Raw genomic sequence first — 23,970 nt, 5'->3', positions numbered from 1 at the left:
AAAGAATGAGGAGCCATGGCTGAAAATCTAAATCTTGAACAATTGCAGACCCCAGGTGCGGTATTTTTTCTCTTCGGAGCAACCGGGGATTTGGCAAGAAGAAAGCTTTTCCCAGCAATCTATAGTCTGTACCGTGAAGGTAAATTGGCTGAGGATTTTGCGGTAATTGGTGTGGCACGTCGTGAACGGTCACAGGACGAGTTCAGAGAAGATCTTTTTAATTCTATTCAAGAATTTTGCCGTTATAAAGCAGAAGATAATGAAGAATGGCACTCATTTGCACAGCATTTTGAATATAAATCGCTTGATATAAATAATGTAGATGGTTTCCGCGAATTAAGGGAACAGACAGAACAGATTGAAGCTCGTTATCAAGTTCCGGGCAATCGTATCTTTTATTTAGCGTTAGCACCGGAGTTGTTCGGAAGCGTGTCTTATAATTTACAAAAAGGCGGCATGTTGGAAAGTAAAGGCTGGAATCGCCTTGTGATTGAGAAGCCTTTTGGATACGATCTGGAATCGGCTAAAGAGTTGAACAAACAGCTCCGTGAAGTTTTCAAAGAAGAAGAAATCTTCCGTATTGATCACTATTTAGGTAAAGAGATGGTACAGAATATTGAGGTTATTCGGTTCGCCAATGCGTTCTTTGAACCTTTATGGAATAATAAGCATATTGCTAATATACAGATTACTTTAAGTGAAACGGTCGGCGTTGAAGAACGTGGAGGTTACTATGATCATGCAGGAGCACTGCGTGACATGGGCCAGAATCATATGCTTCAAATGCTGACAATGATTGCTATGGAACCACCAAGCCGCTTGTTGCCGGAAGATATTCGTGATGAAAAAGTGAAGGTCATACGTTCACTTCGTCCGTATCATACGGTTGAAGAAGTGAAGAAGAACGTTGTTCGTGGTCAATATGCTAAAGGTAGCTCACAGGATCGTGAATTACCTGCTTATCGTGAAGAGGATAAGGTAGACCCGAATTCCAATACAGAAACGTACTTTGCAACCCGTTTATTTGTCGATAATTTCCGCTGGGCAGGTGTGCCCTTCTATATTCGGACGGGAAAAAGACTCCCTGTTAAAACTACGGAAATCGTCGTTGAATTCCGCAGCATGCCTACGAATGTTTACTTGGGTCAAAAACATACATTAGAGCCTAACTTACTAGTGATTAGAGTGAATCCTATGGAAGGTATCTATGTGAAAATCAACGCCAAGAAACCAGGTTCCGAAAGTGATATTGAGCCACTTGCTATGGATTTCTGTCAAAGTTGTATGATCGGTATTAACTCGCCGGAAGCTTACGAGAGACTTCTTCATGATGCAGTACGTGGTGAATCAACTTATTTCACTCGTTGGGATGAAGTGGCTTCAGCATGGTCCTTTGTGGATAAAATTGCAGAAGCTTGGGCGCAAAATCCTGGAGATATTGTACAATACCCTGCGGGATCATGGGGACCTATTGAAGCAGATAAGTTACTTGAAGAAGATGGATTCCACTGGTGGCCAGTTAATGGTCAGATTGAAGACAAAGTGATCTGGCAAAAGCAGTAGCTGGTTCATTCTATCAAATTATCCTCATGCATATTTTGTGTGAGGGTAATTTGCGTTCAGAATGTGGTACAATGATAAACATGAATTTAGTGATGAAGGGAAATGTGAAATGAGCAAAGGATCAGACCAATCTTTGCAGAAGGAAGTGGATAAGCGCAGAACATTTGCGATTATATCTCACCCGGATGCTGGGAAAACGACATTAACGGAAAAACTGCTCCTATTTGGGGGTGCCATTCGATTAGCAGGAACTGTAAAAGCTCGTAAAGCGAGTAAGCATGCCACGAGTGACTGGATGGAGATTGAGAAACAACGGGGAATTTCAGTAACTTCCTCGGTGATGCAGTTTGATTATAACGGACATCGCATTAACATTTTGGATACCCCAGGTCACCAAGATTTCAGTGAAGATACGTATCGTACTTTAACAGCTGCCGACAGTGCAGTCATGTTAATTGACGTTGCCAAAGGGGTAGAGGCACAGACGATAAAATTGTTCCAAGTATGTGCGAAGCGGGGTATTCCCATTTTCACATTTATTAATAAGTTAGATCGTGAAGGCCGCAGTCCTTTTGATCTAATGGAAGAATTGGAACAAGTCCTAGGTATTCGCTCCATTCCTATGAACTGGCCGATTGGTACAGGTCGTGATTTGTGTGGTGTGTATGATCGCATGAAGAATCAGGTGGAGCTTTTCCAAGGGAATGATCACTCTGTGATCAAAGTTCAGAAAGTGACAGATTATCGTGATCCCATTATTCGTGAAATGGCTGGCGAATATTTACATGATCAATTATGTCAGGATTTAGAGCTACTAGATGTAGCGGGAGATCCTTTTGATCTGGAGAAGGTAAACAGTGGTGAATTGACACCTTTATTCTTCGGAAGTGGGATTAATAACTTTGGTGTTCAGACGTTCCTCGAGAATTTCCTACAGCTTGCGCCTAAGCCTGAACCAAGGGCTAGTGCAGGTGGGCTTGTAGAACCTACGAATGAGAAATTTTCTGGATTTGTATTTAAGATTCAAGCGAATATGAACCCTGCGCATCGGGACAGAATTGCATTCCTGCGTATTGTCTCGGGTAAATTCCAACGTGGGATGACTGTGAAGCATATTCGTGCTGGCAAGGACATCAAGCTGTCCCAACCGCAACAATTTCTTGCTCAGGATCGTGACATTGTAGAGGAAGCTTACCCAGGTGATATTATTGGTCTCTTTGACCCAGGTGTTTTTCGGATAGGGGATTCTTTGAGTCAGGATAGCGAAATGGTGTTTGAAGAACTTCCAACGTTCTCTCCAGAGATTTTTGCGAAAGTCACAGTTAAAAATGCACTGAAACATAAGCAATATCAGAAAGGGATTGACCAGTTAACGGAAGAAGGAATGATTCAAATGTTCAAAACCGTTAGCTTCGACGATACCATTCTAGGTGTGGTTGGTCAGCTCCAGTTCGAGGTATTTGAATATCGAATGAAGGCCGAGTATGGTGTGGATGTACAACTGCAAAGAATGCAGTATCAATTCGCAAGATGGCTGATTGACGATGACATTGATGCAAGTAAGTTCCGAATCAATTCAACGTTAGTTAAAGATAAGAAGGAGAATTATGTCGTGTTATTCGAGAATGAATACGCGATGCGGACGGCTATGGACAAAAACCCGAATGCTAAATTCCTCGAAGTTGCACCCTAACAGATATCCGTTTCATTTGATATAAAATATCATAACAAAATCCCTTCACCTTTGATGGCGAAGGGATTTTGTTATGACTGGCAATGGAATTTACGATATAGGTGTCGGGGTTACAGTTCTTAGATGGTTCTGAGCAATCTGAATCAATTCGTCTTGCTTCGTAGTGTCTAGGTTCTTCCAGATCATTTCGAATATGGCACCAAGTCCAGGGAGTGCAGCTTCCGGACCATCAACCGAACCTTCGATCATTTCACGAAATTCTTTATCGTTCTTGTCGTGAACTTTGTGGATGATAGCCTGACGCAAATCGAGTAATACTGGCAATATTATCCCTCCTGCTTCATTGTGAGATCATCCATTAATATTCCCTACCAGCAGCGTCAAAATTCAAGTTCGTTAGTCTTTATGATATAATAAAATGATTAACTTGAGGACAATCTGGAGGTTGTATCATGGCAAAGAAGCAGTACGCCATTATTGGAATGGGGAGATTTGGTTCTAGTGTAGCCAATGCACTTACGGACATGGGATTTGATGTGCTAGCGATCGATTCCAATGAACAACGGATTCAAGAAATGTCGAACATTGTAACACATGCCGTTTCAGCTAATTCTACCGATGAAGAGGCACTACGTGCGCTCGGTATTCGCAATTTTGAAGTCGTTGTAGTGGCTATAGGTGAGGACATTCAAGCCAGTATTTTAACGACTCTCATATTAAAGGATTTGGGCATTCCGACGCTTATCGTTAAAGCTCAGAATGAACTACATGGTAAGGTTCTTCAGAAAATTGGCGCAGATAAGGTGATTTATCCAGAGCGGGATATGGGATTACGTGTTGCCCATCATTTAACATCCCCTAATATTCTGGAATATATAGAGTTGTCTGATGATTACAGTATTGTTGAGATGAGAGTGTCTGAGCTTATGGTGGGTAAGAACTTAATTGACCTAAATGTCAGAGCACGGTTTGGGTGCAACGTTATGGCGATTAAGACGGGTACTAATATGAATATTTCACCAGATGCGACTGAGCTTTTGAGACAAAATGATGTTCTTGTTATTTTGGGGAAACCCGAAGATTTGATTAAATTGGAACTGGCATATCCCAAATAATTACGGATACGATAAGGATGATTACAGATGGTGATTACATCCCCTCAGAATGCGCGAGTCAAGGAATGGGCGCAATTGTTGGAGAAGAAGTATAGGGACAAGACAAATAAATATCTTATTGAAGGTACACATCTGGTACACGAAGCGCTGAAAAGTAAGGCGGATATTGAAGTGGTAGCCTATGATGTAGATAAAGGGATCCCTTCAGAACTTATGGGAATTGATTCGGGTGACATGGATTGGGTTGGGGTCTCGGAAGCCGTTATTGCAAAATGTACGGACACGGTGACGCCACAACCTGTATTTGCGGTTATTCGTAAACATTCATCTGAACTTAGCAAGCTTCTTGAAGTTAACCATAGCTTGGTCATCGTATTAGATGGTATTCAAGATCCTGGGAACGTAGGAACAATCATTCGTAGTGCAGATGCTGCAGGTGCGGACGGTGTTATTATGGGTCGTGGTTGTGCAGATTTATATAATCCTAAGACGATTCGCTCCACGATGGGTTCGTTGTTTCATATGCCTGTTATTGAAGGGGATTTATTGGATATCTTACCTCAAGCTAAGCAAAACGGAGCGCGTGTTGTTAGTACTAGCCTTCAAGCAAGCTCTACATGCTACGAGTATAACTTTGCAGACACCTCATGGATATTGGTTGGTAATGAGGCTAAGGGTGTATCAGAGAGCGTACAGAAGCTCGTAGACGACACCTTGATTATTCCTATGCGTGGACAAGCAGAATCATTGAATGTGGGTATGGCCTCTTCTGTATTGCTGTTTGAGGCGATGAGACAACGACATTTTAGACAAGAATAAATCATGAATTAGTTAACGAAGTTGATTTAGACTTATTTCATCACTCTAATCAACCGACCTTTAAGAAGAGCAGACAACCTGCTCTTCTTTTTTGTTATAAGGCATCATATGAATATATGGAGTCTTACCGTGGCAGGAGGTTGAACATGAGAAGAAGACATAGATGGCATAGTTCAAGCAGTAAGCCTAGAAGTACTCGTAGATTATGGCTCTTAGGTTGTCTTGTTTTTGTGATTATACTGTTGCAAGGGTTCTCCTATGTGGATAATAAAATGAAGCCCCCTATTATGCACTTAGCCAAAATAAGGGTTAAGCAAATTGCCACTGAGGCGATTAATAAAGCGATTACCGCGCAGGTGACACAAGGAACGAAGGCTGAACAATTGGTCGACTGGAAGACGGATACTTCGGGTAAAGTGTCAGGATTCATGCTGAATTATGCTGAGCATATGAAAATTACATCAGATACGTATAATGTTGTCCAATCTACACTAAAGGATGTTCATCAATTGGCAGAACACATCCCTTTAGGTCAGGCGTTAGGTAGTCCTGTACTGGCTTCGTTTGGACCTAAGATTCCTGTCAGGATCGAGCCTCAAGGAGCTGCAAAGATAGATCTGAATACAAGGCAAAGTGATGCAGGCATTAATATGATTCTTGTAGAGGTGTATATTCATGTCAGTGTTGAAGTAGCGGTAGTTATACCGTTCGATATGGAATCTGAATTTGTAGAGACTGAAATTCCTATATCGTATTTGCTTGTTGTGGGAGATGTGCCGATGTATTACTACAATTCTAAGGGAGAGCCGGTGGGTGGTAGTGGGGCAAATGCACCTAATATTTCACTCCCACTTGGAACGACAGGATCATCTGGTAAGGTGGAAGGAAAGGATGATGTGTCTAAGTTATTAGAGGGGCCAGAATCCCACACCAAGACGAATGGAAATCCATAAACATACAGGTTAGAGCCAAAAAAGGTAACTCTGATGTTCACGAGTTACCTTTTTTGATTTGAAGTGATTTCCGTTCAGTTCGCTCCCACTGAAGTAAGCTAGGATAAGGATCAAATGACCATTCTGCAAATCCATTATCTCGATAAATACCATAATGTAAATGGGGTGGGAATTTTCCTTGTGTACCCGGCTTTCCGTAACCGGAGCTACCTACCCAACCAACGACTTGTCCCGGATTTACAACATCGCCGGCTTTTATTCCCTTCTGGAAGCCCTTCAAGTGAGCAAAATAGTGGTAATGGTTATGAATATCTCTGATGCCAATTCGCCAGCCACCGTACCTATTCCAACCCTTCATCTCCACTACTCCGTAGCACGTACTACGTACAGGTACACCATAGCTTGCAAATAAGTCTGTACCTTCATGAATTCGGAATCCACCCCAATTGCGTCCACTCCCCCAAGTACTGCGATATGAATATTGGCTGTTTACAGGCAATGGGAAAGTATGTTTATTCAGATCAAGTGAATCGAACTTCTCATATAGCTTGGAAAATTGCTGAATTCGTTGAACGGAGCGGCTATTATGATAGTACTCCCATAAGGCAATGCTGAAGTCATCCTTAGATTGACCATACTTAAGTAAGTAATTAGCCATACTGTAGAGAACATCCATATCGTTATTGACATCTGCCACACCGTCGCCTGTTCCATCGCGTCCATAGCCCTTAAAGAAAGAGATTGACTCAGGATTATTGTCCTTTTGATCCGGATTGAGCCAGCCTGCCCAGAGGGGTTCAGACATATAAATACCTGTTAGCCGAGGAGGATGAGCGCGATCTTTCGGATGGACTTTCGTCATAGTGTGTTCATATTGGTCGATGGCAGCGATTCTATACCATGGAATGTTAGTGACCACACTGATTTTTTCATATAAAAGTTTACGGGATGCCAATGCATCCTGCTGTTTCGTTTCAATGCTGGGTGTAGATACATTTATTGTAGCTGCATCCGTAGGATGACAACAATAGATGGATAAGACTGCGGTGGTTATAGAAATAATGTATCTACGAGTGTGATTGTGAAGAGAAACCATCAGTCTACCTCCTTATATGCTCTAATTCGAGTCCTAGACCGAACAGTGTGCTGATGTCATTAGATTAACTCCAGAAGCAGTGTTTTATTCAGTACTTTTGTTCAGCACTTGTAAGTAAGGTAATCCAATGGGTTTCATGATATAATATGGAACGAGTAACAGCCTACCCTTTAGTGAAAGAAGGTATTACTATTGTCCAGAAGTACTACGAAGGAACCTAAGCCGGACTGGATTCGCATTAAAATGACAACCGGAGAAAACTATCAGGAAATTAAAAACATGATGCGTTCCAAGACGTTGCATACCGTGTGTGAAGAAGCACGTTGTCCTAACATATATGAATGTTGGGCGAATCGAACAGCAACCTTTATGATTTTGGGAGATATATGTACACGTGCATGTCGCTTTTGTGCTGTGAATACAGGAATGCCAACAGAACTTGATCTGGGTGAGCCTGAACGGGTTGCAGAAGCTGCTGTGAGTATGAATCTACAGCACTGTGTTATTACGAGTGTAGCTCGGGATGATTTACAGGATGGAGGGGCTTCCATTTTTGCTGCCACCATTCACGCTGTACGCCGTCAACTTCCACTATGTAGTGTAGAAGTGTTAATTCCAGATTTCATGGGAAATCCTGAAGCCCTGAAAGTGGTTATGGATGCTAAACCTGATATTCTGAATCATAATATTGAGACAGTAGAAAGATTGTCAGATCGAGTCCGTGCAAAGGCTAAATATAGTCGTTCAATGGAATTGCTACAACGATCTAAAGAATTACAACCTTCTATACCTACGAAGTCGAGTATTATGCTTGGGGTTGGGGAAGAATGGGATGAAATTTTGCAGTCCATGGATGATTTGCGAGCGGTTGGATGTAATATTCTAACGTTAGGTCAATATTTGCAACCTTCGCCTAAACATTTGGATGTAGTAAAGTATATACCGCCAGCAGATTTCGCATTGTTGAAGGAAGAAGGCTTGAAGCGTGGTTTTAGTCACGTTGAATCTGCCCCACTTGTACGAAGTTCATACCATGCACATAAGCAGGTGCAATCAGCCGCTGAGCATGTTTGATAACAATATATGATCATTTCATTTCTAATGAGGAAAGGCAGGGGACGTGTGCTTGATTCTTGTAGGTGGTAAAAATTATGAAATTCTGAAAGACCACAAAAGTGGCTGGAACCCTGAGGCCTTCCGTGGTCGATACAGTGACGTGTTGGAGAGATATGATTATATCATCGGTGATTGGGGATATAGCCAGTTACGCTTGAAGGGATTTTACCGGGATAACCATCCTAAAGCCAACAAAGAAACAGCTATATCTAGTATGGAAGATTATATCAACGAATATTGTAACTTCGGGTGTGCTTTCTTTGTTTTACAGAAGAGCCGAGAGCCTGTTCTCAAAGATAAAGAAACAAATATTCCGAAAGAAGATACAAATGTACCGAATGAAGAAATAAATGTACCGAATGAAGAAATAAATATTTTGAAAGAAGAAGAAACAAGCAGCCCCTGATTAGGGGCTGCTTGTTTGTCATACATATATTCTCTTCTCATTATCCTAGGAAAGATGATCTCACACGATTCCAAAAAGGGTATGGCCGATAGCGGGCAAAGCTAATTTTCTGTTCAGATACTCGGCAACGAACTGAAATCAAATCATTAATAGATATATTATTGTGATCAACTGTGAGTAGTAAACGCTGGTCTTTACGTGACAGAATGTCACAGTGATGGTGCTTAGGAAGAAGCAATGGCGAGCCCATGGTACGGAAGACACGATTGTTAATAGACGCTATCTCGGCTATTTGTAGTGCTTCAATGGAAGGGTGCACCATTGCTCCTCCGAGACTCTTGTTATACGCTGTACTGCCTGAAGGGGTGGAGACACATATACCATCGCCTCTGAACATTTCGAAGATATGATTGTTAATGTCGATCTGCGCTACAAGTGTACCGTCCACACCTTTAAGTGTGAATTCATTTAAGGCAATGTAGGAAGTTGTTCCGGATTTCTTCTGAACTTCGAGCTCAAGGAGCGGGTATTTCACAATACGTGGGTTGGAATGGCCTGTAGTGATATTACCGCTCATCAGCTCAATAAGCTCTGGAAGCTCGTCTGCTTTCCAATCAGAATAGAATCCTAAATGACCTGTATGTACCCCTACAAAAGCAATATCAGGAATGTGGTCAATGAACGTATGAAAAGCATGGAGCATCGTACCATCTCCACCTATGGATATAACGATTTCAGGCGATTCTGCATCTAATGTAAAATGAAGCTGTGCCGCTAGTTGGTGGAATTGCTCTGCTAAATCAACAGATAACTGATCCCCGCGGTCCAGTACATAGTATCTCAAGGGTGATAAGCTCCTTTGTTATGATATACATCGATCATAATCAATATCGCACTAGAACACAATGTTTCATTTGTTAATGGAGCGGCGAACCATCGACCAGATTCCTGTAATCACAGTAAGTAAGAGGGATAGTAACAGCATCACAATTAGAATAATAACAAAAAGTGTAAGAATACCGGTGAATCCTCCTGTTGTTGGAATAAGGGTCGGTAGAGTTAGTGAATTGAAGGCTTGAAACGTACTTAGAACTCCCGATCCAGGCATAAACACGTTCCACAGTAGCAATACCAGAACGGCTGCGATAACACCATGGACGAAGCGTGCGACCATGAAGGGGAGGTAACGTAAGTTAGTGGAATGAAGAATACTTGCAATCTGTGCATGAACGGATAGACCTCCCCAAGAAAGAACGAATGCTGCAGCTGCGACCTTATATTGAAGGGGAATGGAAGCAGATTCACCAGCTGAGCGCGCACCCAAGGTCACTTCGAATAATCCGCCAACGAGGGACTGAGACAAGGATTCTGGTAGTCCTGCAAGGTTTAACCCCCGCTCCATGAACCAGTAGAGACCTGACATAATTTTTGCTTGAGTGAGTAATTCTAGAAATACGGAGAAGAATACAACAAGTCCGCCTACAACAATAATAAGTTGAAATGATGATTGAACCGCTTGCAGTAGAAGCTCTCCAAGCGTTCTTCCATCTTCCATTCGAGCCTTATGCATAGATTGAAATGCATGTTTAAGGCGATTTAGGCTAAACATAGGAGAAGGTGAATTTTGCGAATGTTGTGGATTCTCTGATCTAGATCCGTGAAAACGCATAATGATTCCTATCAATAGTCCTCCGCCGTAGTGGGCTACTGCCAGTATAGGTACGATGGATGAATCGTGAAAAAAACCTATAGATACAGCACCAATCAGGAATATAGGATCAGATGAAGTTGTGAAGGCAACTAATCGTTCTCCCGCATCGCGACTGATCATCTTTTGTTCCCACAAATTAGCAGTTAATCTAGCTCCTATGGGGTATCCAGAGACATAACCCATGGCCACAACAAAGCCACCGCTTCCGGGTATACGGAATAAGGGTTGCATCACAGGGTCTAAGAGGGTACCGATTAAATGAACGATGCCAAATCCAAGCAGAACTTCAGATATAATAAAGAAGGGGAAAAGAGAAGGGAAGAGAACATCCCACCAAATGGCCAACCCACGTAGGGCAGCCTCAAAGTATGCCTCGGGATAACTAAGCATTAATATACACAATCCCATCAAAAGGGTGATTAGAACCATTATGTTGAGAGATTTTATAGTCATGAGCTTAGCCTCCAGACGAGTTCCTTATAGACACAGATATCCCTCTCACATAGCTTTATGATAATCGTTGGACAATCATTACTAAAAAAAGTAAGAAAGCGCTTTCAGATGGAGCTGTTTTTTTAAATTATTTATGGTAAAATATAATAAATAAAGCTTACCTTTGATTGAATTCAGATATGGATGGAGTGATGAGAACAATGAGTTTTATTGTCGGTATTCTCGTCTGTGTTTTTGTGTATGTTATACGTGCCTCTCTAATCCGTTCTGGCGAAGAAGAATGGAGCAGCTATTAAATATGATAAAGGCGCTAAAGCATCATTGTTTAGCGCCTTTTTTTATGTTTTTTGATATAATTAATCGACTTAACTATTATCGACATGAAAGTTGGCGATATAAATGAATCCAAGCTTGAGTATTTATGACAACCTGGGCGGCGAGAAGATGGTACGTGAACTTGTAGAATCGTTCTATCCCAGGGTACAGAAACATCCTTTAATAGGTCCACTTTTTCCACAGGATATTTCAGATGTTATGGACAAGCAATACATGTTTTTGAGTCAGTTTTTCGGGGGACCCTCCCTGTATTCTAATGCGGTCGGTCACCCTATGATGAGAGCACGGCATCTCCCTTTTCCAATTACAGAGCAACATGCCAAAGCATGGCTTCATTGTATGGAGGAAGCGCTTCATGATATTGGGGTGGAAGAGCAGCTACGTGTTTTTGTATTGAATAGGCTCTCAGGTCCTGCTTATCACTTTATTAACAGCGATAGCTAGCAATTAAATTGGTTACACGGAGAGGACGTAAGGATATTGACTACGCTAGAACCACTCTATTCCATTTCAGTTTCATGCAGTTTTTGTGAGCATGAATTTATGACATCTCGAGTTCGGCCTAGTTTCAAAAAATCTATTCGAACAGATTCCGATTTTTGTGCATATTACAAGAATGAAAATCCTGACTTTTATGTCGTTCGAGTGTGTCCCAAATGTGGATTTGCATCCACAGAAAACTCAGCTGATAGGTTAAACGATGCCCAGAAGAAGACTTTTGAGGGGAAGATGAGTCGGCGCTGGATTGAGCGTGATTTCGCGGGACATCGTGAATGGGAGACAGCGCTAGAAACATACAAGTTGGCGCTGCTCTGTGCACAGACGATTGGGGATACAGAACGTATTATAGCAAGTCATCTCCAACATATCGCTTGGCTGTATCGCTATAAGGGTGATTATGAACAAGAGCAACGATTCTTGAAGTATTGTTTAGACTCTTATATCCGTGTATATGAAGTAGAAGGAGTAGGAGCTAACAATGCACGTTTGTTATATTTGATAGGGGAGCTCAATAGAAGAGTCGGTCATTTCCATGAAGCTGTGAAATGGTTCTCTCGTGTTATTAACGATAAGAACATTATAGATGCAGCTATGATTCGGGCCTCAAGGGAACAGTGGGCTTTATTGCGTGAGCAGATGATGGCCAAGGAAATGGAACTTCCAGAGCAAATGAACGCTGCTCTTGAATAAACACATATAAAAAAAGAAACTGTAGTTAATATAACTATAGTTCCTTTCTTATATTTATTGGTTGTGTGTGTTCTTTAACGTAAAGGTCGATCACATAATAGGTAGTCGGTATCTGTATCAATGATTTTTATATTGTTATTGCAGCAAGGAAAGACAAGTATTTTTTTCTTACCTTCATGAATGGTTTGAAGTTCTTTCGGCTTCATGGGAAGAAGGACGTTATGGCTGTTACAAAAAGGGCAATATTGTACATAGATGTCACTCATAACAATCTCATAAGGCCATGTATTTCGAAATGGAATCATGATGGATCTTTCTCATCATCAGGTTTAGAAGTTTCTTGCTTACTAAGTTCTGTGATTTTTTGAAGTAAAATATGCTGAGGCATATGCATAAGGTGTTCGATGGGCACACCTAGTTTCTTAGATAGGGTGATAGCTGTCTCTGCTGATATTTGTAAAGGTTTCATAAAGAATGTCCTCCTTATAGTTGTTTTTAGCATTATAACAGAAAATGAAATGGGGTTTACAAGTTGAAATCAAATTTAGCACTAACATGGGATTTAGAATCATTATTTTCAGGGGGATCGTCTTCCGTAGAATTTGCCTCCTTCTTACTAACGTTTGAACAGGACATAGAGAAAATTAAGAACATAATGCTTACTGCTAAAGTTCCAACCCGTGTTGAGGAGACGATTGTTTTTGATCAGTTTATCGTTTCTCTATCGAGTTGTATCGAACGATTGTCTGAAGCAGCTGCTTTCGTCTCGTGTCTTGGAGCTCAAAATCAACAGGACAAGAAAGCTATTCAGCTCTCTGGTAAAGTAACTTCCTTACAGGCGCAACTACAAAGTGTCAGTGGAGAGTTTGATAACTTACTGCGCAGCACGGATGATCATACATGGGAACAATGGATGGCGCGGGAAGAAGTACGAGGCATTTCTTTTATTTTGAATGAGAGTCGTGATCTTGCACGTGAGAAACTAAGTCCGGAGCTGGAAAGTTTGGCACTGGATTTAGCAGTGGACGGATATCATGGCTGGAGCGACTTCTATGATACGATTGTAAGTCGCATAGAAATCCCCTTTGAAGAGGATGGAAAGACCGTGATGCTATCCGCTGGGCAAGCTGCGAATAAGCTCCATGTTCCAGATATTAATGCAAGACAAGAAATGTTCACGAAATGGGAACATACATGGACAGAAGCTGAGGACTATTGTGCAGATACGTTGAACCACATAGCCGGATTCCGACTTAAGCTGTATGGTCGTAGAGGCTGGGATCAAGTACTAAAAGAGCCACTAGCGATTAATCGGATGTCAGAAAAAACATTAGATGCAATGTGGAAGGTCATTATCGATAGCAAACCTATGTTTGTCGAATACTTAGAGCGTAAGGCTAAGCTTCTCGGTGTAGATAAGTTAAGTTGGGTTGATGTGGAGGCGCCAATAGGTGCAGTATCTAGCAAAGTAACTTATCAAGAAGCTGCTGAGAATATCGTGAAACAATTTCGGAAGTTTAGTCCCAAGTTAGCTAATTTCTCGGAGATGGCTTTTGATAAGCAGTGGATTGAGGTAGAGGATCGTGCAGGTAAGCGTCCAGGTGGGTTCTGTACTTCACTATCTCTAAGTAAAGAAACACGTATCTTTATGACATTTAGCGGTACACCTTCTAACGTTTCAACTTTGGCACATGAACTAGGTCATGGTTATCATCAACACCTGATGAACGACCTGCCTGTATTGAATCAGAACTATGCGATGAATGTTGCTGAGACGGCATCAACTTTTGCAGAAATGATCGTAGCAGATGCGTTAGTTAAAGATGCTAATAATGTTCAAGAGAAAATTGGGCTGTTAGAAGAAAAAATTCAAAATAGTATTGCATTCTTCATGAATATTCACGCTAGATTTTTGTTCGAGACACGTTTTTATGACAAACGTAAAGAGGGACTTGTCAGTGCTCAAGAACTTAGCGAATTAATGGAAGAGGCACAAAAAGAAGCTTATTGTGGTGCTCTTTCTTCCTATCACCCTCACTTCTGGGCATCCAAGCTTCATTTCTATATTACAGGGGTACCTTTCTATAACTATCCTTATACATTCGGTTACATGTTCAGTACGGGGCTTTATGTGCGTGCTCAACAAGAGGGAGCTTCCTTTGCCGATAAATATGATGCATTATTGAGAGATACAGGTGTGATGACGGTAGAGGAATTAGCGTTGAAGCATTTAGATACTGATTTAACAGGATCTGAGTTCTGGCAGAGTGCGATGGATCTGTGTATTGCTGATGTTAAAGAGTTCCTGCAAATGACGGAGCACTTAGTATAAATATAAAGTGATAAAAGGGAACCTCATCTTCATTGAGGTTCTCTTTTTATAAATGATTGAAAAGTAACTACCTTTCATATTTCAGCGGAAAACGAATGCTGTCGTTCCTTTAGGAAGATGGTTGTTTAACATTAACTATGACTTAATGTGTCGAATATAGGGGGTTTTTATCTAAATATAACATGTAAAAAAACCATAAATGCGCAAATTTTAGGAATAAATACCCAATTATGTTGCATTATGTTGATGCTTCAATTTACAAGGACTATAATGAGTCATAAGCCCTAGACGGGTGGTATAAGAGGAAGAAGGGACAATATGATCAAAATAGATCAACTCTCATTGGCGAGACAGTTTGACATGATATTTAAGGAATTGGAAGTAGAATTATCAGGATTATCTTCAGGAACTTTATTTGTGCAAATACGAAATAATGCAGTAGGGAAATTTGGGATTCGCCACAACCCGATTTCAGGTCGCAATGGCAAATTATCTCCATTTGAAGGTGGTCTTAGTTCAGCACATCAAGCCTCATTTCGGCTAATGGCTCTAGAAAGTCTTAAATATAAACATCACTGGACTCACGGTGAAATATTTTATGAGTTTATGGTACGTCAGGGTACCATTATCATTGATGCAATACTCGAATCCAACTACAACATGGCTAACTTAATGATTCGCTATCCACGTAATACATATCAAGACACCACATCGGAATTATATTAATTTATATTTTATATTTTGAATACGATTTCATTTGTAAAGAAAAAGACGACCTTTGGGGAAAAGGCCGTCTTTTAATGTAATTATGGCGAAACTCAATTATTGGTTAGATTGACCCGATAATTGTTGTTCAGCTATTTGTACTAAACGTTTAGTGATGTATCCTCCCAAAGAACCCATTTCACGGGAAGTGTAATTTCCATAGTAACCATCTTGAGAAATTGTCACACCAAGTTCTTGAGCTGCTTCCATTTTAAGTTGTTGTAAAGCAGCATTTGCTTGAGGAACGACCAAGTTGTTAGAACGACCACTACGTCCTTGATTTTGTTGACCTGCTTGACCCATGTTTGTCACCTCCTCTGTACCTTTATGAAGTTATTATGGTTATAAACATTTGAAAACATACGGCAAAGGAGACTGAAAAAGGTTGGTAATTATTGCTTGAATTTCAAATGAAATATAGCGCTTTAAATAACTTAAGGTATACAGAAAAAGGCTTGCCGTATGGGCAAGCCGAAGGTGGAGTTATAGATTGCTTAATTAACGCTAGGGCGATTTATGATTTCTAAATAAAGTTCTGTTTCAAAAGACTGTTGAGGTTCTAGTGTGATTAATCCTGTTAGCTCAGGTCCTTGTGTAAGATTGGGAGCATTGGGTAGCCACGTATAAGGTTCAATGCATAGATAATCATGTGCGATTCCCTTAGTATAAAGTACCCAATGCTTGAAGTAACGACGATCAGCAGCATATTTAATTCCGTAACCATCTTCATGAAGCAAGATGGCTTCCGTAGGTTGTTCTGTATCTGCTCTTAGAAGAGTATCAAAATTAGTATCTTTCAGATTTAAGCCTGAATTTAACTCTTCTAGGTCGTTCAATGGCAGAAGTTCACCATTTATAAGTAGATCATGATCCATGTCGTATAGAGCTTTTACAGGCACTTGAAGTTTCCATTGTTCAGGACGACCGTCCAGTAGAAACCATGAGTGATATCCAATTCCAAATGGGATGGTACCTTCTCCTAAGTGTTTTACTTTTAAATGTTGAGTGAATTTTGCTCCTTGAAGTTTGAACGTCATTTCAAGTTTGAGTGGAGCTGGGTATTGAGCCATCCATTTGGCATCATCGGCTGTATTGAATTCCGTCGTAACGATGCAGCATTCTTCATCTTCTTGAATGTCACTGACGCACCACGCTTGAGTTCTATGTAAGCCATGAATATGATGATCACCGGCCGTATTTCGATCAAATTGATAATTTTTACCTTCAAAAGTAAATTGACCGTCTCTAATTCTTCCCGGTGGAATTAACATAGGCATACCAAAATGATAAGGTTTCAGCATATAGAAATCGAGATCTTGCTCATCAGGCGGGCGAATAACATGCCGCTGTTCAAGCTTATCCCAAATAGCAATCACGTTGTTACCCAATTGAGGTAACAGTGTAATTTCAAGATTATGGCTATGAAGGATATATGTATCGAAATCATTCCATTTTCCTTTAGTCACTTTTTTCATATCGATGCTCCTTTTCCCACTATAAATTTAATGGATTTACCTTAACTTAATTTATCATACCAGATTATAAGTTATTCGTAAAAAAAGGAGTTTGACAACGACGCACCTAAGTTTTATCATTGCTGTAGAAGTTAAATGTGATAAGGTAAATACGATGACAGGGATAAGTAAGCAGAGAAGGGGTACTCCTTCAGAAAGCCGATGGATGATGCGAATCGGTGGAACCTCTTTGCCCAATGGACCCATGAGTGCTGTGTTGAACAGGAGTTATTCTTAATTCTTTATTAGACGAGCCGGCTTATTCTCCGTTACAGGATATCAAGGTTACAGTGAGGTGGATCTGTGAAGATTCTTTGTATTCACTGTAATAAATTAGGGTGGCACCACGTCTCGCGTCCCTTTGTGACGATGGGGCTTTTTTTGTTTTCTAAAATGAGGAGGGATTGCATTGAAAACGGTACTTTCAGGCATACAGCCAAGTGGTCAACTCACACTCGGTAACTACATTGGTGCGATGAAGAATTTCGTGAAGTTGCAACATGATTATCAATGTTATTTCATGGTAGTGGACTTGCACGCTATCACTGTTCCACAAGAACCAGAGGCACTGCGTGAGCAATCGGAATCAGTGGCTGCGTTATTCATTGCGGCAGGAATAGATCCAAATAAATCAAATATTTATTTACAATCTCACGTTCCTGCACATGCAGAACTAGGATGGTTGTTGACAACGTTAACATCGATGGGTGAGTTGGAACGTATGACTCAATTCAAAGATAAATCAGCAGGTAAAGATTCTATTGGAGCAGGCTTATTCGTGTACCCTTCTCTAATGGCCGCAGATATTCTTGTATACAATGCAGATTTAGTTCCTGTAGGAGACGATCAGAAGCAACATTTAGAATTGACAAGAGACTTAGCTAGTCGCTTCAATCATCGTTATGGTGAATATTTCACTATTCCAGAAGCCTATTATCCCGAAGTGGGAGCGAGAATCATGTCGCTTGATGATGCCAGCAAAAAAATGAGTAAAAGTAATCCTAACCCTGGAAGTCATATCACCCTTTTGGATCCACCTGATGTTATTCGTAAAAAGATTAGCCGTGCTACAACAGACTCAGGCTCTGAAGTGAGATATGATCTTGAAACGAAGCCTGAAATCAGTAATCTAATGAGTATCTACTCGCAGTGTGCTGGCATGCCCATAAAGGATGTTCAGGCTAAGTATGAGGGCGCTATGTATGGTGGGTTTAAGAAAGATGTTGCAGAATCAATCATCGCTGTATTAGAACCTTTACAGAAGTCTTATGGGGAAATACGCAAATCAGGTCAAATTCATGATATTTTAGCTCAGGGAGCTGAACGCGCTCTAGAAGTAGCCACGCGCACAGTGGATGATGTGAAGGAAAGAATGGGCTTTTTACCTAAGAAGCGTTAATTCAGCTCTTAATTGAGGATTTCCGATGTTTAGCTTTAATTATAAATCCCCAGCCGATATTAAAGATAGCTAGAACAGCTAGAAGTAAGGCAAGCCAGGCATAATGACTGATAGCAATGGCGGAAGCTGCCAGCAAAAGTATAGACGAAACTGAGAACCAAATTGACAAAACCTTACTCATGTCAAAAACCTCCATATTAAAATAAAAAGTCTACCGAATAACCTTACAAAATGTAGCCATACTAAGCTTGCAAGCTTGCACTTCATTAACAGACTTGAGAAGTGAAAGGAGATTTTTAATATGGCACAAGGACAATCTAGTTCAAACAATTTGGTGGTACCTCAGGCACGAGCAGCACTTCAACAATTGAAGATGGAAGCAGCTCAAGAACTTGGTGTAACAATTCCTCAGGATGGTTATTATGGTAACTATACTTCTCGTGAGACAGGTTCTTTGGGAGGATACATGACTAAACGTCTAGTACAGCTTGCAGAACAGTCTCTTTCGGGTTCTAACCTGAATCAGTAATTTCATTCTCATGAATAGAGAAGCCCGGAGCACTTGCTCTGGGCTTTTTATTATATTAGACTCATGTTGCTTGCTAATGTCAAGAGGAATAATCAATGTATAACTTTTCATTCATCTTTTCGTGGCTAAGCCAACCGATATATGACGCTCTAGTGTTGAAGTCTTTATCCATTACAACCACAGCTACGAAAGGATATTGGGTTCGATGACGATAACGAACATCAGCCCAACGCACGATGAATCCAGTAGATGTAACTTCTACATCTGCGACAGCAAATGAAGTGAAGTAGAGGAACGCTTTAACGTTTGAATGATTCTTAGAGTGTTCAGCCGCTGGATGCTTGGAAGATATTGCATGATCCTTCCACTCCAGTTGATGATAATGAATAGTACCCATATCATAACTGCCATCACTTTGCGCTTTGACAACATGCCAATGGTTGAGGGATATGGTTGGAATGACGTAATAGGTATCGCCTTGTTTATTCTTAGCATCAAGTCTGGCCACTTCTGCTGTCTTTGAGAAATGAACGAGAGTTCTCCAAATGTAGTAAACGGCAGTTAAACCGTAGAGAATAGAGAATAGTGGAGCAGGAGGTAACATACCAAGTCCCCAGAGCAATATGGCGGTTAGGTGAGTACCAAATATAAATGGATCAAAAATATGAATGATATTCCACGATATCCATTTCTCAGTAAATGGGCGCATGGCCTGAGTTCCATAGGTATTAAATAGATCACTGAATACATGAACACATACGGCTATACCAGTCCAGAGTGCCAAGTGAGGAACGGAGGCATCACGAAATATTAATGAAATTAGACCTGTGATAAGCACGGTCCATAACAGTAAAAAAGGGAGTGAGTGAGTAATTCCTCTGTGGTTGCGTATATACACAGCGTTATTCTTTAAACGTAATACGCTATCTGTATCGGGAGCTTGTGAACCTAATACGGTTGCAATTGTAACAGCTATGGCGAGTGAAGGACTTGCCGCCACGGCAGGATCGATATGGGCTAGCCCTGCAAGCGATATTCCCATAACTAAATGTGTGCCAGTGTCCATTGCGATCTCTCCTTAATTTTAGTCTTACTATAGTAATTACCCATTTTTGAATCATTTTATTGGTATGTCAAGTGAACAAATGTCATCAAATTGTCGAAATGATGAAATTAAATACGGCCAATTGGCGAACACTTTTTACTTTTAATATGATAAACTTTATAGCGGAGGCTATTTTTCCTCTACTATACATTCAAAAGGAGGAAATTTAGGAGTGGATAATCACATAAGTTATCAAGTCTCTTCGGATTCCGCAGCGATTTCATCAAGCAAGAAGCCACCTAGTAAATCAGCAACCTGGAGAGATTTCATTAATATAACGAAACCGGGAATCATCCGTTCAAGCTTTATGTCTGCTTTTGCGGGTTATTGGCTTGCGTCCCAGTGGGATATTCAGTTTGGAAAAATGATTCTAACTCTCCTGGGTACCATCCTTATTCTTGCATCTTCTTGTGTCTTTAACAACTACTTTGACCGTGAACTGGATTTGAAGATGGAACGGACCAGAGAACGTGCACTTCCTACAGGTAAGTTGAAACCAGGGGTAGTATTATGGTATGCCATAATATTAGGAGTCCTAGGATTAACGATTTTATTCACTTTTTCAGGTGTGCTTGCGGGCGTGTTCGGTATCGTTGGTATGCTGGCTTACGTTGTGGTATATACACTTTGGTTGAAGCGTACATCTACTTGGAGTACATCTGTTGGTGGAATCTCAGGGGGGGTTCCACCGCTCATTGGTTATGTCGCAGTCACAGGTAAAGTAGATATGGGAGCTATATTGTTGTTTGCGTTATTATTTATATGGCAGCCGCCTCATTTCTGGGCACTTGGAATTCGGCGAGTTGAAGAGTATCGGGCAGCGGGATATCCCCTTTTACCTGTTGTGAAGGGAATACCACGGACTAAAATCCAAATGGTTCCTTACATTATTTGTTTAATACCGATACCCATTTTAATGTACAGTTATGGATATGCAGGTATCTATTACATGATTATATCTTTAGGATTGTCGCTTGTATGGTTGTATCTTTCATTTACAGGATTTAAAGCGAAAGATACCGAAGCATGGGCCAAGACTATGTTCTTCTTTTCCATAAATTATTTAACGGTAAGTCTTATCGTTTTGATTATTAATACATCACATTAAATCGCTTTGACAGGGCAATTACGGAGGGGAGTTTTTGATAAAAATGCTAAAACGTTACAAATGGACTTGGCTTCTGTTATCTGTCATGGTCATCATGGCTGGGTATTTACTCGTTCAGTCGTTAGACATAGGTAAACAAAAGCTACCGATCATTGCAGAAGTTCAGGATTTTTCTTTAGAAAATGTTGATGGAAGCACGGTTATGCGTGATGATACGAAGGGCAAAGTAAGACTATTCTACTTCTTCTTCACCAATTGCCCTGATGTATGCCCTGTCACGACATTTATGTTGTCTCAAGTACAGGATAAACTGATTAAGGATGGGACATTTGGGAAAGAAGCGGAATTCGTCTCTATTTCATTTGATCCTGAGGTAGACACTGTGGAAGAAATGAAAAAGTTCGGTGATAAGTTCAATGTGGATTATAACGGTTGGTATTTCCTTAGAGGAGATAAGCAGAAAATATGGGATCTAGCCGAGAAATCATTTAAAATTGCTATTGTTGGGAATAACAAAGATAACTATTCCCATGCTAATCTAATTGCATTAGTCGATCGAGATAATCAAGTTCGTAAATTGTATAATGCTAATGATACAGAGAATGTAACTGTAGATGTACTTGCACAGGATATCAAGGATCTGGCAAAGTAAGGTGTTCATTACAGATAATAATCAATAAACAAGCCTCTTATAAGTCACAGTACACGGTGACTTGTAAGAGGCTTTTGTGTTACTGTGCTTCATAAATAATAAATTCTTGAAGTCCGGCCTTTTCTAATCGAGCTATTAAGTACTCTTCAGGAGTTCCTTCTACTCCGGCGTAACCCGGGCTTGTGTAGATTTGCGTAGCATCCGGAAAAGCATCTCTGAGTATACCTCTAATTTTTTTGCCAGAACTATCATTGTCCATAAATAAATATACTTCATGATCGTAGATTTGTTCTCGTAAGGCTTCAAGTTTGTCTGAATTCAGAGTTCCGAATGTACACACAATGTTTATCTCAGGCTGGAGTAAAGGGCGGAGCTTACTGCGGTCGTTCTTACCTTCGACAATTATATAGATACACATGACGTTTACCTCTCAGCTTAAAAGGAGTGATTTCCTCGAAATTACCCGGGAAATGTAGATATGTAACATCCGAGTATCTCTAGTGTAGCTCTTTTTGCGCTAAGCATGCAAAAAATATCGGCCCGCCTGTAAATTAGGCGGGGCCACGTATATAAGATGTTAGGAGTGGTTTAGAAGCAAAAAGTACGTAGAATAATAACCAGTAAGATAAACAGTACCAGAATAATTCCTGTAGATGCTCCTAGTACCGATGGACATACAGGCGCTACAGCTATAGGTGCAGTCTTTACAGGAGGACAGCATGCTTGATGAAATTGACTCATTATGTTTCACCCCACTTTCACCTTTGTGGTTGTTTACCACACTGTATCCTATGTGGAGGTGGGTTAAATGATTGTATAACAGCCTATAAAAGGACGAATAGGTTATAGCCCTAGATTAAGTCGGGATTGCTGTGTAAGACGGATGGGTAAGGGATAGAGCTTGATTTACGATACACAGGAAGTAACATTAACCCCAGCATTAACAGTAAAAAACCGATAAAATAAGGAGAAATGTTGCCTCTAATTTGTCCAGCAGCTACAGGTCCGATAAAGGAGCCAAGGGACATGGCAATCGATTGTAAAGAGAAGACCCTACCTAATCTAAATCCCCCACTTAATTTAATAAATAGAGATGCCATAGCTGGGAATATAAGCCCTTTGGCAGAACCTAAGATAAACAAAGTAACCATCAATGGAATACGATGAACAGCAGCCAGACAAAAGAAACAAAGGGCCATGAGTAAAACACCTGCAACGACACGCTTAAAAGGAGAATATCGGTTCAGGAAAAGTAAGCATAATGTAAAGAGAGCGCCAATACTAAGGACTGAAAAGAGAATTCCCGTCGACATCATCCCGGATATGCCGGTATCTCGAAGAGGTAGTTCAAAGAAGAGGATACCTTGAGCACAGGAAATAACGAAAGGTAACACGAAGTAACGCCAAGGAATGACTGCTGGTATCGGAGTCGTGCTGTTGACATTAGCTTGTGATACATGTTGAGAAGAGTTTGACAGATGTTTGGGAGCTGGGACACAGAAAATGGCCATGATTCCAGTTCCGATGAGCAACCAACCAAGGCTCTGAAAGGTAGTTGCGAATCCAACATTAGCTACAATAAAGGCTCCAGCAGCAGGCGAGATTACGGATGCAAGGGTATGGATGACACCATGTCCTGACATGTATTTCCCTTGTTTTACTAAGTCTTGTGATAAGGATGCAAGCAAAGCCAGACAAGCTGGGGAAAGAAAGGCAAGCACAAAACCGCTGAGTGATCGCAAGACAATGAGTTGCCAAGGGAATTCTACATGTGCTTGAAGAAGTAAGATGACACCTGCGGATACAAGGCTGAAAATGATGTAGCGGCGACTTCCATGACGATCTATAACCGTTCCTGCTATAAGATTGCCTGGAATATGAGTCAGCGCATAAATGCCCATCATCCAGCCGATAAATACAGGAGCTGCTCCAAGAGACACTGCGAATGGAGTAAGTATTGGATATTGGGCATGGAGATCAAAAAAGGCTAAGAACAAAAACAAGTACAGCCAAAGAGCAGTTTTCATGGAGATACTCCTTTCAATAAAGGAAGCTAGGGGTTTATTCAATCTATCTACTTGTACGTTAGAACAGGACAACTTATACCCTTTTTT

Annotated in this window: 28 protein-coding genes and 1 other annotated feature; of the genes, 15 read left to right on the top strand and 13 right to left on the bottom strand. The window is 40.8% G+C overall.

The window, feature by feature from the left end; genetic code table 11:
• The first annotated feature begins 15 nt into the window (after positions 1-15).
• Positions 16-1,563 carry a glucose-6-phosphate dehydrogenase gene (gene zwf / locus UB51_RS18245; protein WP_044878529.1) on the top strand — a complete coding sequence of 516 codons (1,548 nt, stop codon included), beginning with the start codon at positions 16-18 and terminating at the stop codon, positions 1,561-1,563.
• Positions 1,564-1,672: 109 nt separating this feature from the next.
• Positions 1,673-3,256, top strand: coding sequence for a peptide chain release factor 3 (locus UB51_RS18240; RefSeq protein WP_044880277.1), 1,584 nt, complete (start codon positions 1,673-1,675; stop codon positions 3,254-3,256).
• A gap of 90 nt (positions 3,257-3,346) precedes the next feature.
• Here UB51_RS18240 and UB51_RS18235 read toward each other — a convergent pair whose 3' ends face one another.
• A complete protein-coding gene (locus tag UB51_RS18235) occupies positions 3,347-3,580 on the bottom strand; it encodes a small acid-soluble spore protein SspI (RefSeq protein WP_044878528.1) in 234 nt (77 codons plus the stop codon).
• A 128-nt stretch (positions 3,581-3,708) separates the two neighbouring features.
• Between UB51_RS18235 and UB51_RS18230 the strand changes: the two genes are divergently transcribed.
• From UB51_RS18230 to yunB, 3 genes are all read left to right on the top strand, one after another.
• Entirely contained in the window at positions 3,709-4,371 is a 663-nt protein-coding gene (locus tag UB51_RS18230) for a potassium channel family protein (RefSeq protein WP_044878527.1), read from the top strand.
• A 27-nt stretch (positions 4,372-4,398) separates the two neighbouring features.
• The gene (locus UB51_RS18225; RefSeq protein WP_044878526.1) at positions 4,399-5,190 is read left to right on the top strand and encodes a TrmH family RNA methyltransferase; all 792 of its coding nucleotides are present in this window, start codon (positions 4,399-4,401) and stop codon (positions 5,188-5,190) included.
• A 146-nt stretch (positions 5,191-5,336) separates the two neighbouring features.
• Positions 5,337-6,143, top strand: coding sequence for a sporulation protein YunB (gene yunB, locus UB51_RS18220; protein ID WP_044878525.1), 807 nt, complete (start codon positions 5,337-5,339; stop codon positions 6,141-6,143).
• 37 nt (positions 6,144-6,180) lie between these two features.
• Here the strand turns inward: yunB and UB51_RS18215 are convergent, their stop codons facing one another.
• Positions 6,181-7,239: a M23 family metallopeptidase gene (locus UB51_RS18215; RefSeq protein WP_044878524.1), complete on the bottom strand. Its 1,059-nt coding sequence runs from the start codon at positions 7,237-7,239 to the stop codon at positions 6,181-6,183.
• A gap of 192 nt (positions 7,240-7,431) precedes the next feature.
• Here UB51_RS18215 and lipA point away from each other — a divergent pair, with 192 nt between their 5' ends.
• Positions 7,432-8,313, top strand: coding sequence for a lipoyl synthase (gene lipA / locus UB51_RS18210; RefSeq protein ID WP_082063189.1), 882 nt, complete (start codon positions 7,432-7,434; stop codon positions 8,311-8,313).
• Between the two features lie 52 nt (positions 8,314-8,365).
• Entirely contained in the window at positions 8,366-8,761 is a 396-nt protein-coding gene (locus UB51_RS18205) for a YutD family protein (RefSeq protein ID WP_044878523.1), read from the top strand.
• A 40-nt stretch (positions 8,762-8,801) separates the two neighbouring features.
• Here the strand turns inward: UB51_RS18205 and UB51_RS18200 are convergent, their stop codons facing one another.
• Together UB51_RS18200 and ylbJ are read right to left on the bottom strand one after the other, a co-directional pair.
• Positions 8,802-9,605, bottom strand: a complete 804-nt coding sequence (locus tag UB51_RS18200; protein ID WP_044878522.1) for an NAD kinase — start codon at positions 9,603-9,605, stop codon at positions 8,802-8,804.
• A gap of 66 nt (positions 9,606-9,671) precedes the next feature.
• Entirely contained in the window at positions 9,672-10,925 is a 1,254-nt protein-coding gene (ylbJ, locus tag UB51_RS18195; protein ID WP_044878521.1) for a sporulation integral membrane protein YlbJ, read from the bottom strand.
• A 399-nt stretch (positions 10,926-11,324) separates the two neighbouring features.
• On the opposite strand from ylbJ, the gene UB51_RS18190 reads away from it, so the two are divergent.
• Positions 11,325-11,705: a globin domain-containing protein gene (locus UB51_RS18190; protein WP_044878520.1), complete on the top strand. Its 381-nt coding sequence runs from the start codon at positions 11,325-11,327 to the stop codon at positions 11,703-11,705.
• A 36-nt stretch (positions 11,706-11,741) separates the two neighbouring features.
• On the top strand, positions 11,742-12,452 hold the full coding sequence (locus UB51_RS18185; RefSeq protein ID WP_199924946.1) for a DUF2225 domain-containing protein: 711 nt from the start codon (positions 11,742-11,744) through the stop codon (positions 12,450-12,452).
• A gap of 74 nt (positions 12,453-12,526) precedes the next feature.
• Here the strand turns inward: UB51_RS18185 and UB51_RS29110 are convergent, their stop codons facing one another.
• Together UB51_RS29110 and UB51_RS27300 are read right to left on the bottom strand one after the other, a co-directional pair.
• The gene (locus UB51_RS29110; RefSeq protein ID WP_082063187.1) at positions 12,527-12,757 is read right to left on the bottom strand and encodes a hypothetical protein; all 231 of its coding nucleotides are present in this window, start codon (positions 12,755-12,757) and stop codon (positions 12,527-12,529) included.
• Positions 12,754-12,921 (bottom strand): YycC family protein, encoded by a 168-nt coding sequence (locus tag UB51_RS27300; protein ID WP_082063186.1) that lies wholly within the window; start codon positions 12,919-12,921, stop codon positions 12,754-12,756. The genes UB51_RS29110 and UB51_RS27300 overlap by 4 nt, the downstream gene beginning before the upstream one ends.
• 63 nt (positions 12,922-12,984) lie before the next feature.
• Here UB51_RS27300 and UB51_RS18180 point away from each other — a divergent pair, with 63 nt between their 5' ends.
• Positions 12,985-14,784 (top strand): M3 family oligoendopeptidase, encoded by a 1,800-nt coding sequence (locus UB51_RS18180; protein WP_044878518.1) that lies wholly within the window; start codon positions 12,985-12,987, stop codon positions 14,782-14,784.
• A 318-nt stretch (positions 14,785-15,102) separates the two neighbouring features.
• The gene (locus UB51_RS18175) at positions 15,103-15,510 is read left to right on the top strand and encodes a hypothetical protein (protein ID WP_044878517.1); all 408 of its coding nucleotides are present in this window, start codon (positions 15,103-15,105) and stop codon (positions 15,508-15,510) included.
• Between the two features lie 96 nt (positions 15,511-15,606).
• Here UB51_RS18175 and UB51_RS18170 read toward each other — a convergent pair whose 3' ends face one another.
• Both UB51_RS18170 and UB51_RS18165 read right to left on the bottom strand, forming a co-directional pair.
• Complete coding sequence (locus UB51_RS18170) at positions 15,607-15,852, bottom strand: alpha/beta-type small acid-soluble spore protein (protein WP_044878516.1); 246 nt, start codon at positions 15,850-15,852, stop codon at positions 15,607-15,609.
• A gap of 191 nt (positions 15,853-16,043) precedes the next feature.
• On the bottom strand, positions 16,044-17,024 hold the full coding sequence (locus UB51_RS18165) for an aldose 1-epimerase (RefSeq protein WP_044878515.1): 981 nt from the start codon (positions 17,022-17,024) through the stop codon (positions 16,044-16,046).
• Between the two features lie 145 nt (positions 17,025-17,169).
• Positions 17,170-17,427, top strand: a binding site (T-box leader).
• 45 nt (positions 17,428-17,472) lie between these two features.
• Between UB51_RS18165 and trpS the strand changes: the two genes are divergently transcribed.
• The gene (gene trpS / locus UB51_RS18160; RefSeq protein ID WP_044878514.1) at positions 17,473-18,462 is read left to right on the top strand and encodes a tryptophan--tRNA ligase; all 990 of its coding nucleotides are present in this window, start codon (positions 17,473-17,475) and stop codon (positions 18,460-18,462) included.
• Between the two features lies 1 nt (position 18,463).
• Here trpS and UB51_RS18155 read toward each other — a convergent pair whose 3' ends face one another.
• Positions 18,464-18,643, bottom strand: a complete 180-nt coding sequence (locus tag UB51_RS18155) for a hypothetical protein (RefSeq protein ID WP_044878513.1) — start codon at positions 18,641-18,643, stop codon at positions 18,464-18,466.
• A gap of 120 nt (positions 18,644-18,763) precedes the next feature.
• Between UB51_RS18155 and UB51_RS18150 the strand changes: the two genes are divergently transcribed.
• Positions 18,764-18,991: an alpha/beta-type small acid-soluble spore protein gene (locus tag UB51_RS18150; protein ID WP_044878512.1), complete on the top strand. Its 228-nt coding sequence runs from the start codon at positions 18,764-18,766 to the stop codon at positions 18,989-18,991.
• A gap of 79 nt (positions 18,992-19,070) precedes the next feature.
• Here UB51_RS18150 and UB51_RS18145 read toward each other — a convergent pair whose 3' ends face one another.
• On the bottom strand, positions 19,071-20,057 hold the full coding sequence (locus UB51_RS18145; RefSeq protein WP_044878511.1) for a metal-dependent hydrolase: 987 nt from the start codon (positions 20,055-20,057) through the stop codon (positions 19,071-19,073).
• Positions 20,058-20,268: 211 nt separating this feature from the next.
• On the opposite strand from UB51_RS18145, the gene cyoE reads away from it, so the two are divergent.
• Both cyoE and UB51_RS18135 read left to right on the top strand, forming a co-directional pair.
• Positions 20,269-21,204, top strand: coding sequence for a heme o synthase (cyoE, locus tag UB51_RS18140; protein ID WP_044878510.1), 936 nt, complete (start codon positions 20,269-20,271; stop codon positions 21,202-21,204).
• 43 nt (positions 21,205-21,247) lie between these two features.
• Complete coding sequence (locus UB51_RS18135; protein WP_044878509.1) at positions 21,248-21,856, top strand: SCO family protein; 609 nt, start codon at positions 21,248-21,250, stop codon at positions 21,854-21,856.
• Between the two features lie 79 nt (positions 21,857-21,935).
• On the opposite strand, the gene UB51_RS18130 is transcribed toward UB51_RS18135, so the two are convergent.
• From UB51_RS18130 to UB51_RS18125, 3 genes are all read right to left on the bottom strand, one after another.
• Positions 21,936-22,274, bottom strand: coding sequence for a toprim domain-containing protein (locus UB51_RS18130; RefSeq protein ID WP_044878508.1), 339 nt, complete (start codon positions 22,272-22,274; stop codon positions 21,936-21,938).
• A gap of 170 nt (positions 22,275-22,444) precedes the next feature.
• Positions 22,445-22,597 (bottom strand): hypothetical protein, encoded by a 153-nt coding sequence (locus UB51_RS28355; RefSeq protein ID WP_160297285.1) that lies wholly within the window; start codon positions 22,595-22,597, stop codon positions 22,445-22,447.
• 110 nt (positions 22,598-22,707) lie between these two features.
• Positions 22,708-23,883: an MFS transporter gene (locus tag UB51_RS18125; protein WP_044878507.1), complete on the bottom strand. Its 1,176-nt coding sequence runs from the start codon at positions 23,881-23,883 to the stop codon at positions 22,708-22,710.
• Positions 23,884-23,970 lie beyond the last annotated feature (87 nt).

Origin of the sequence: Paenibacillus sp. IHBB 10380, from assembly GCF_000949425.1 — a bacterium.
GTDB lineage: Bacteria > Bacillota > Bacilli > Paenibacillales > Paenibacillaceae > Paenibacillus_AQ.
This window is presented reverse-complemented; position numbering and strand designations above follow the sequence as displayed.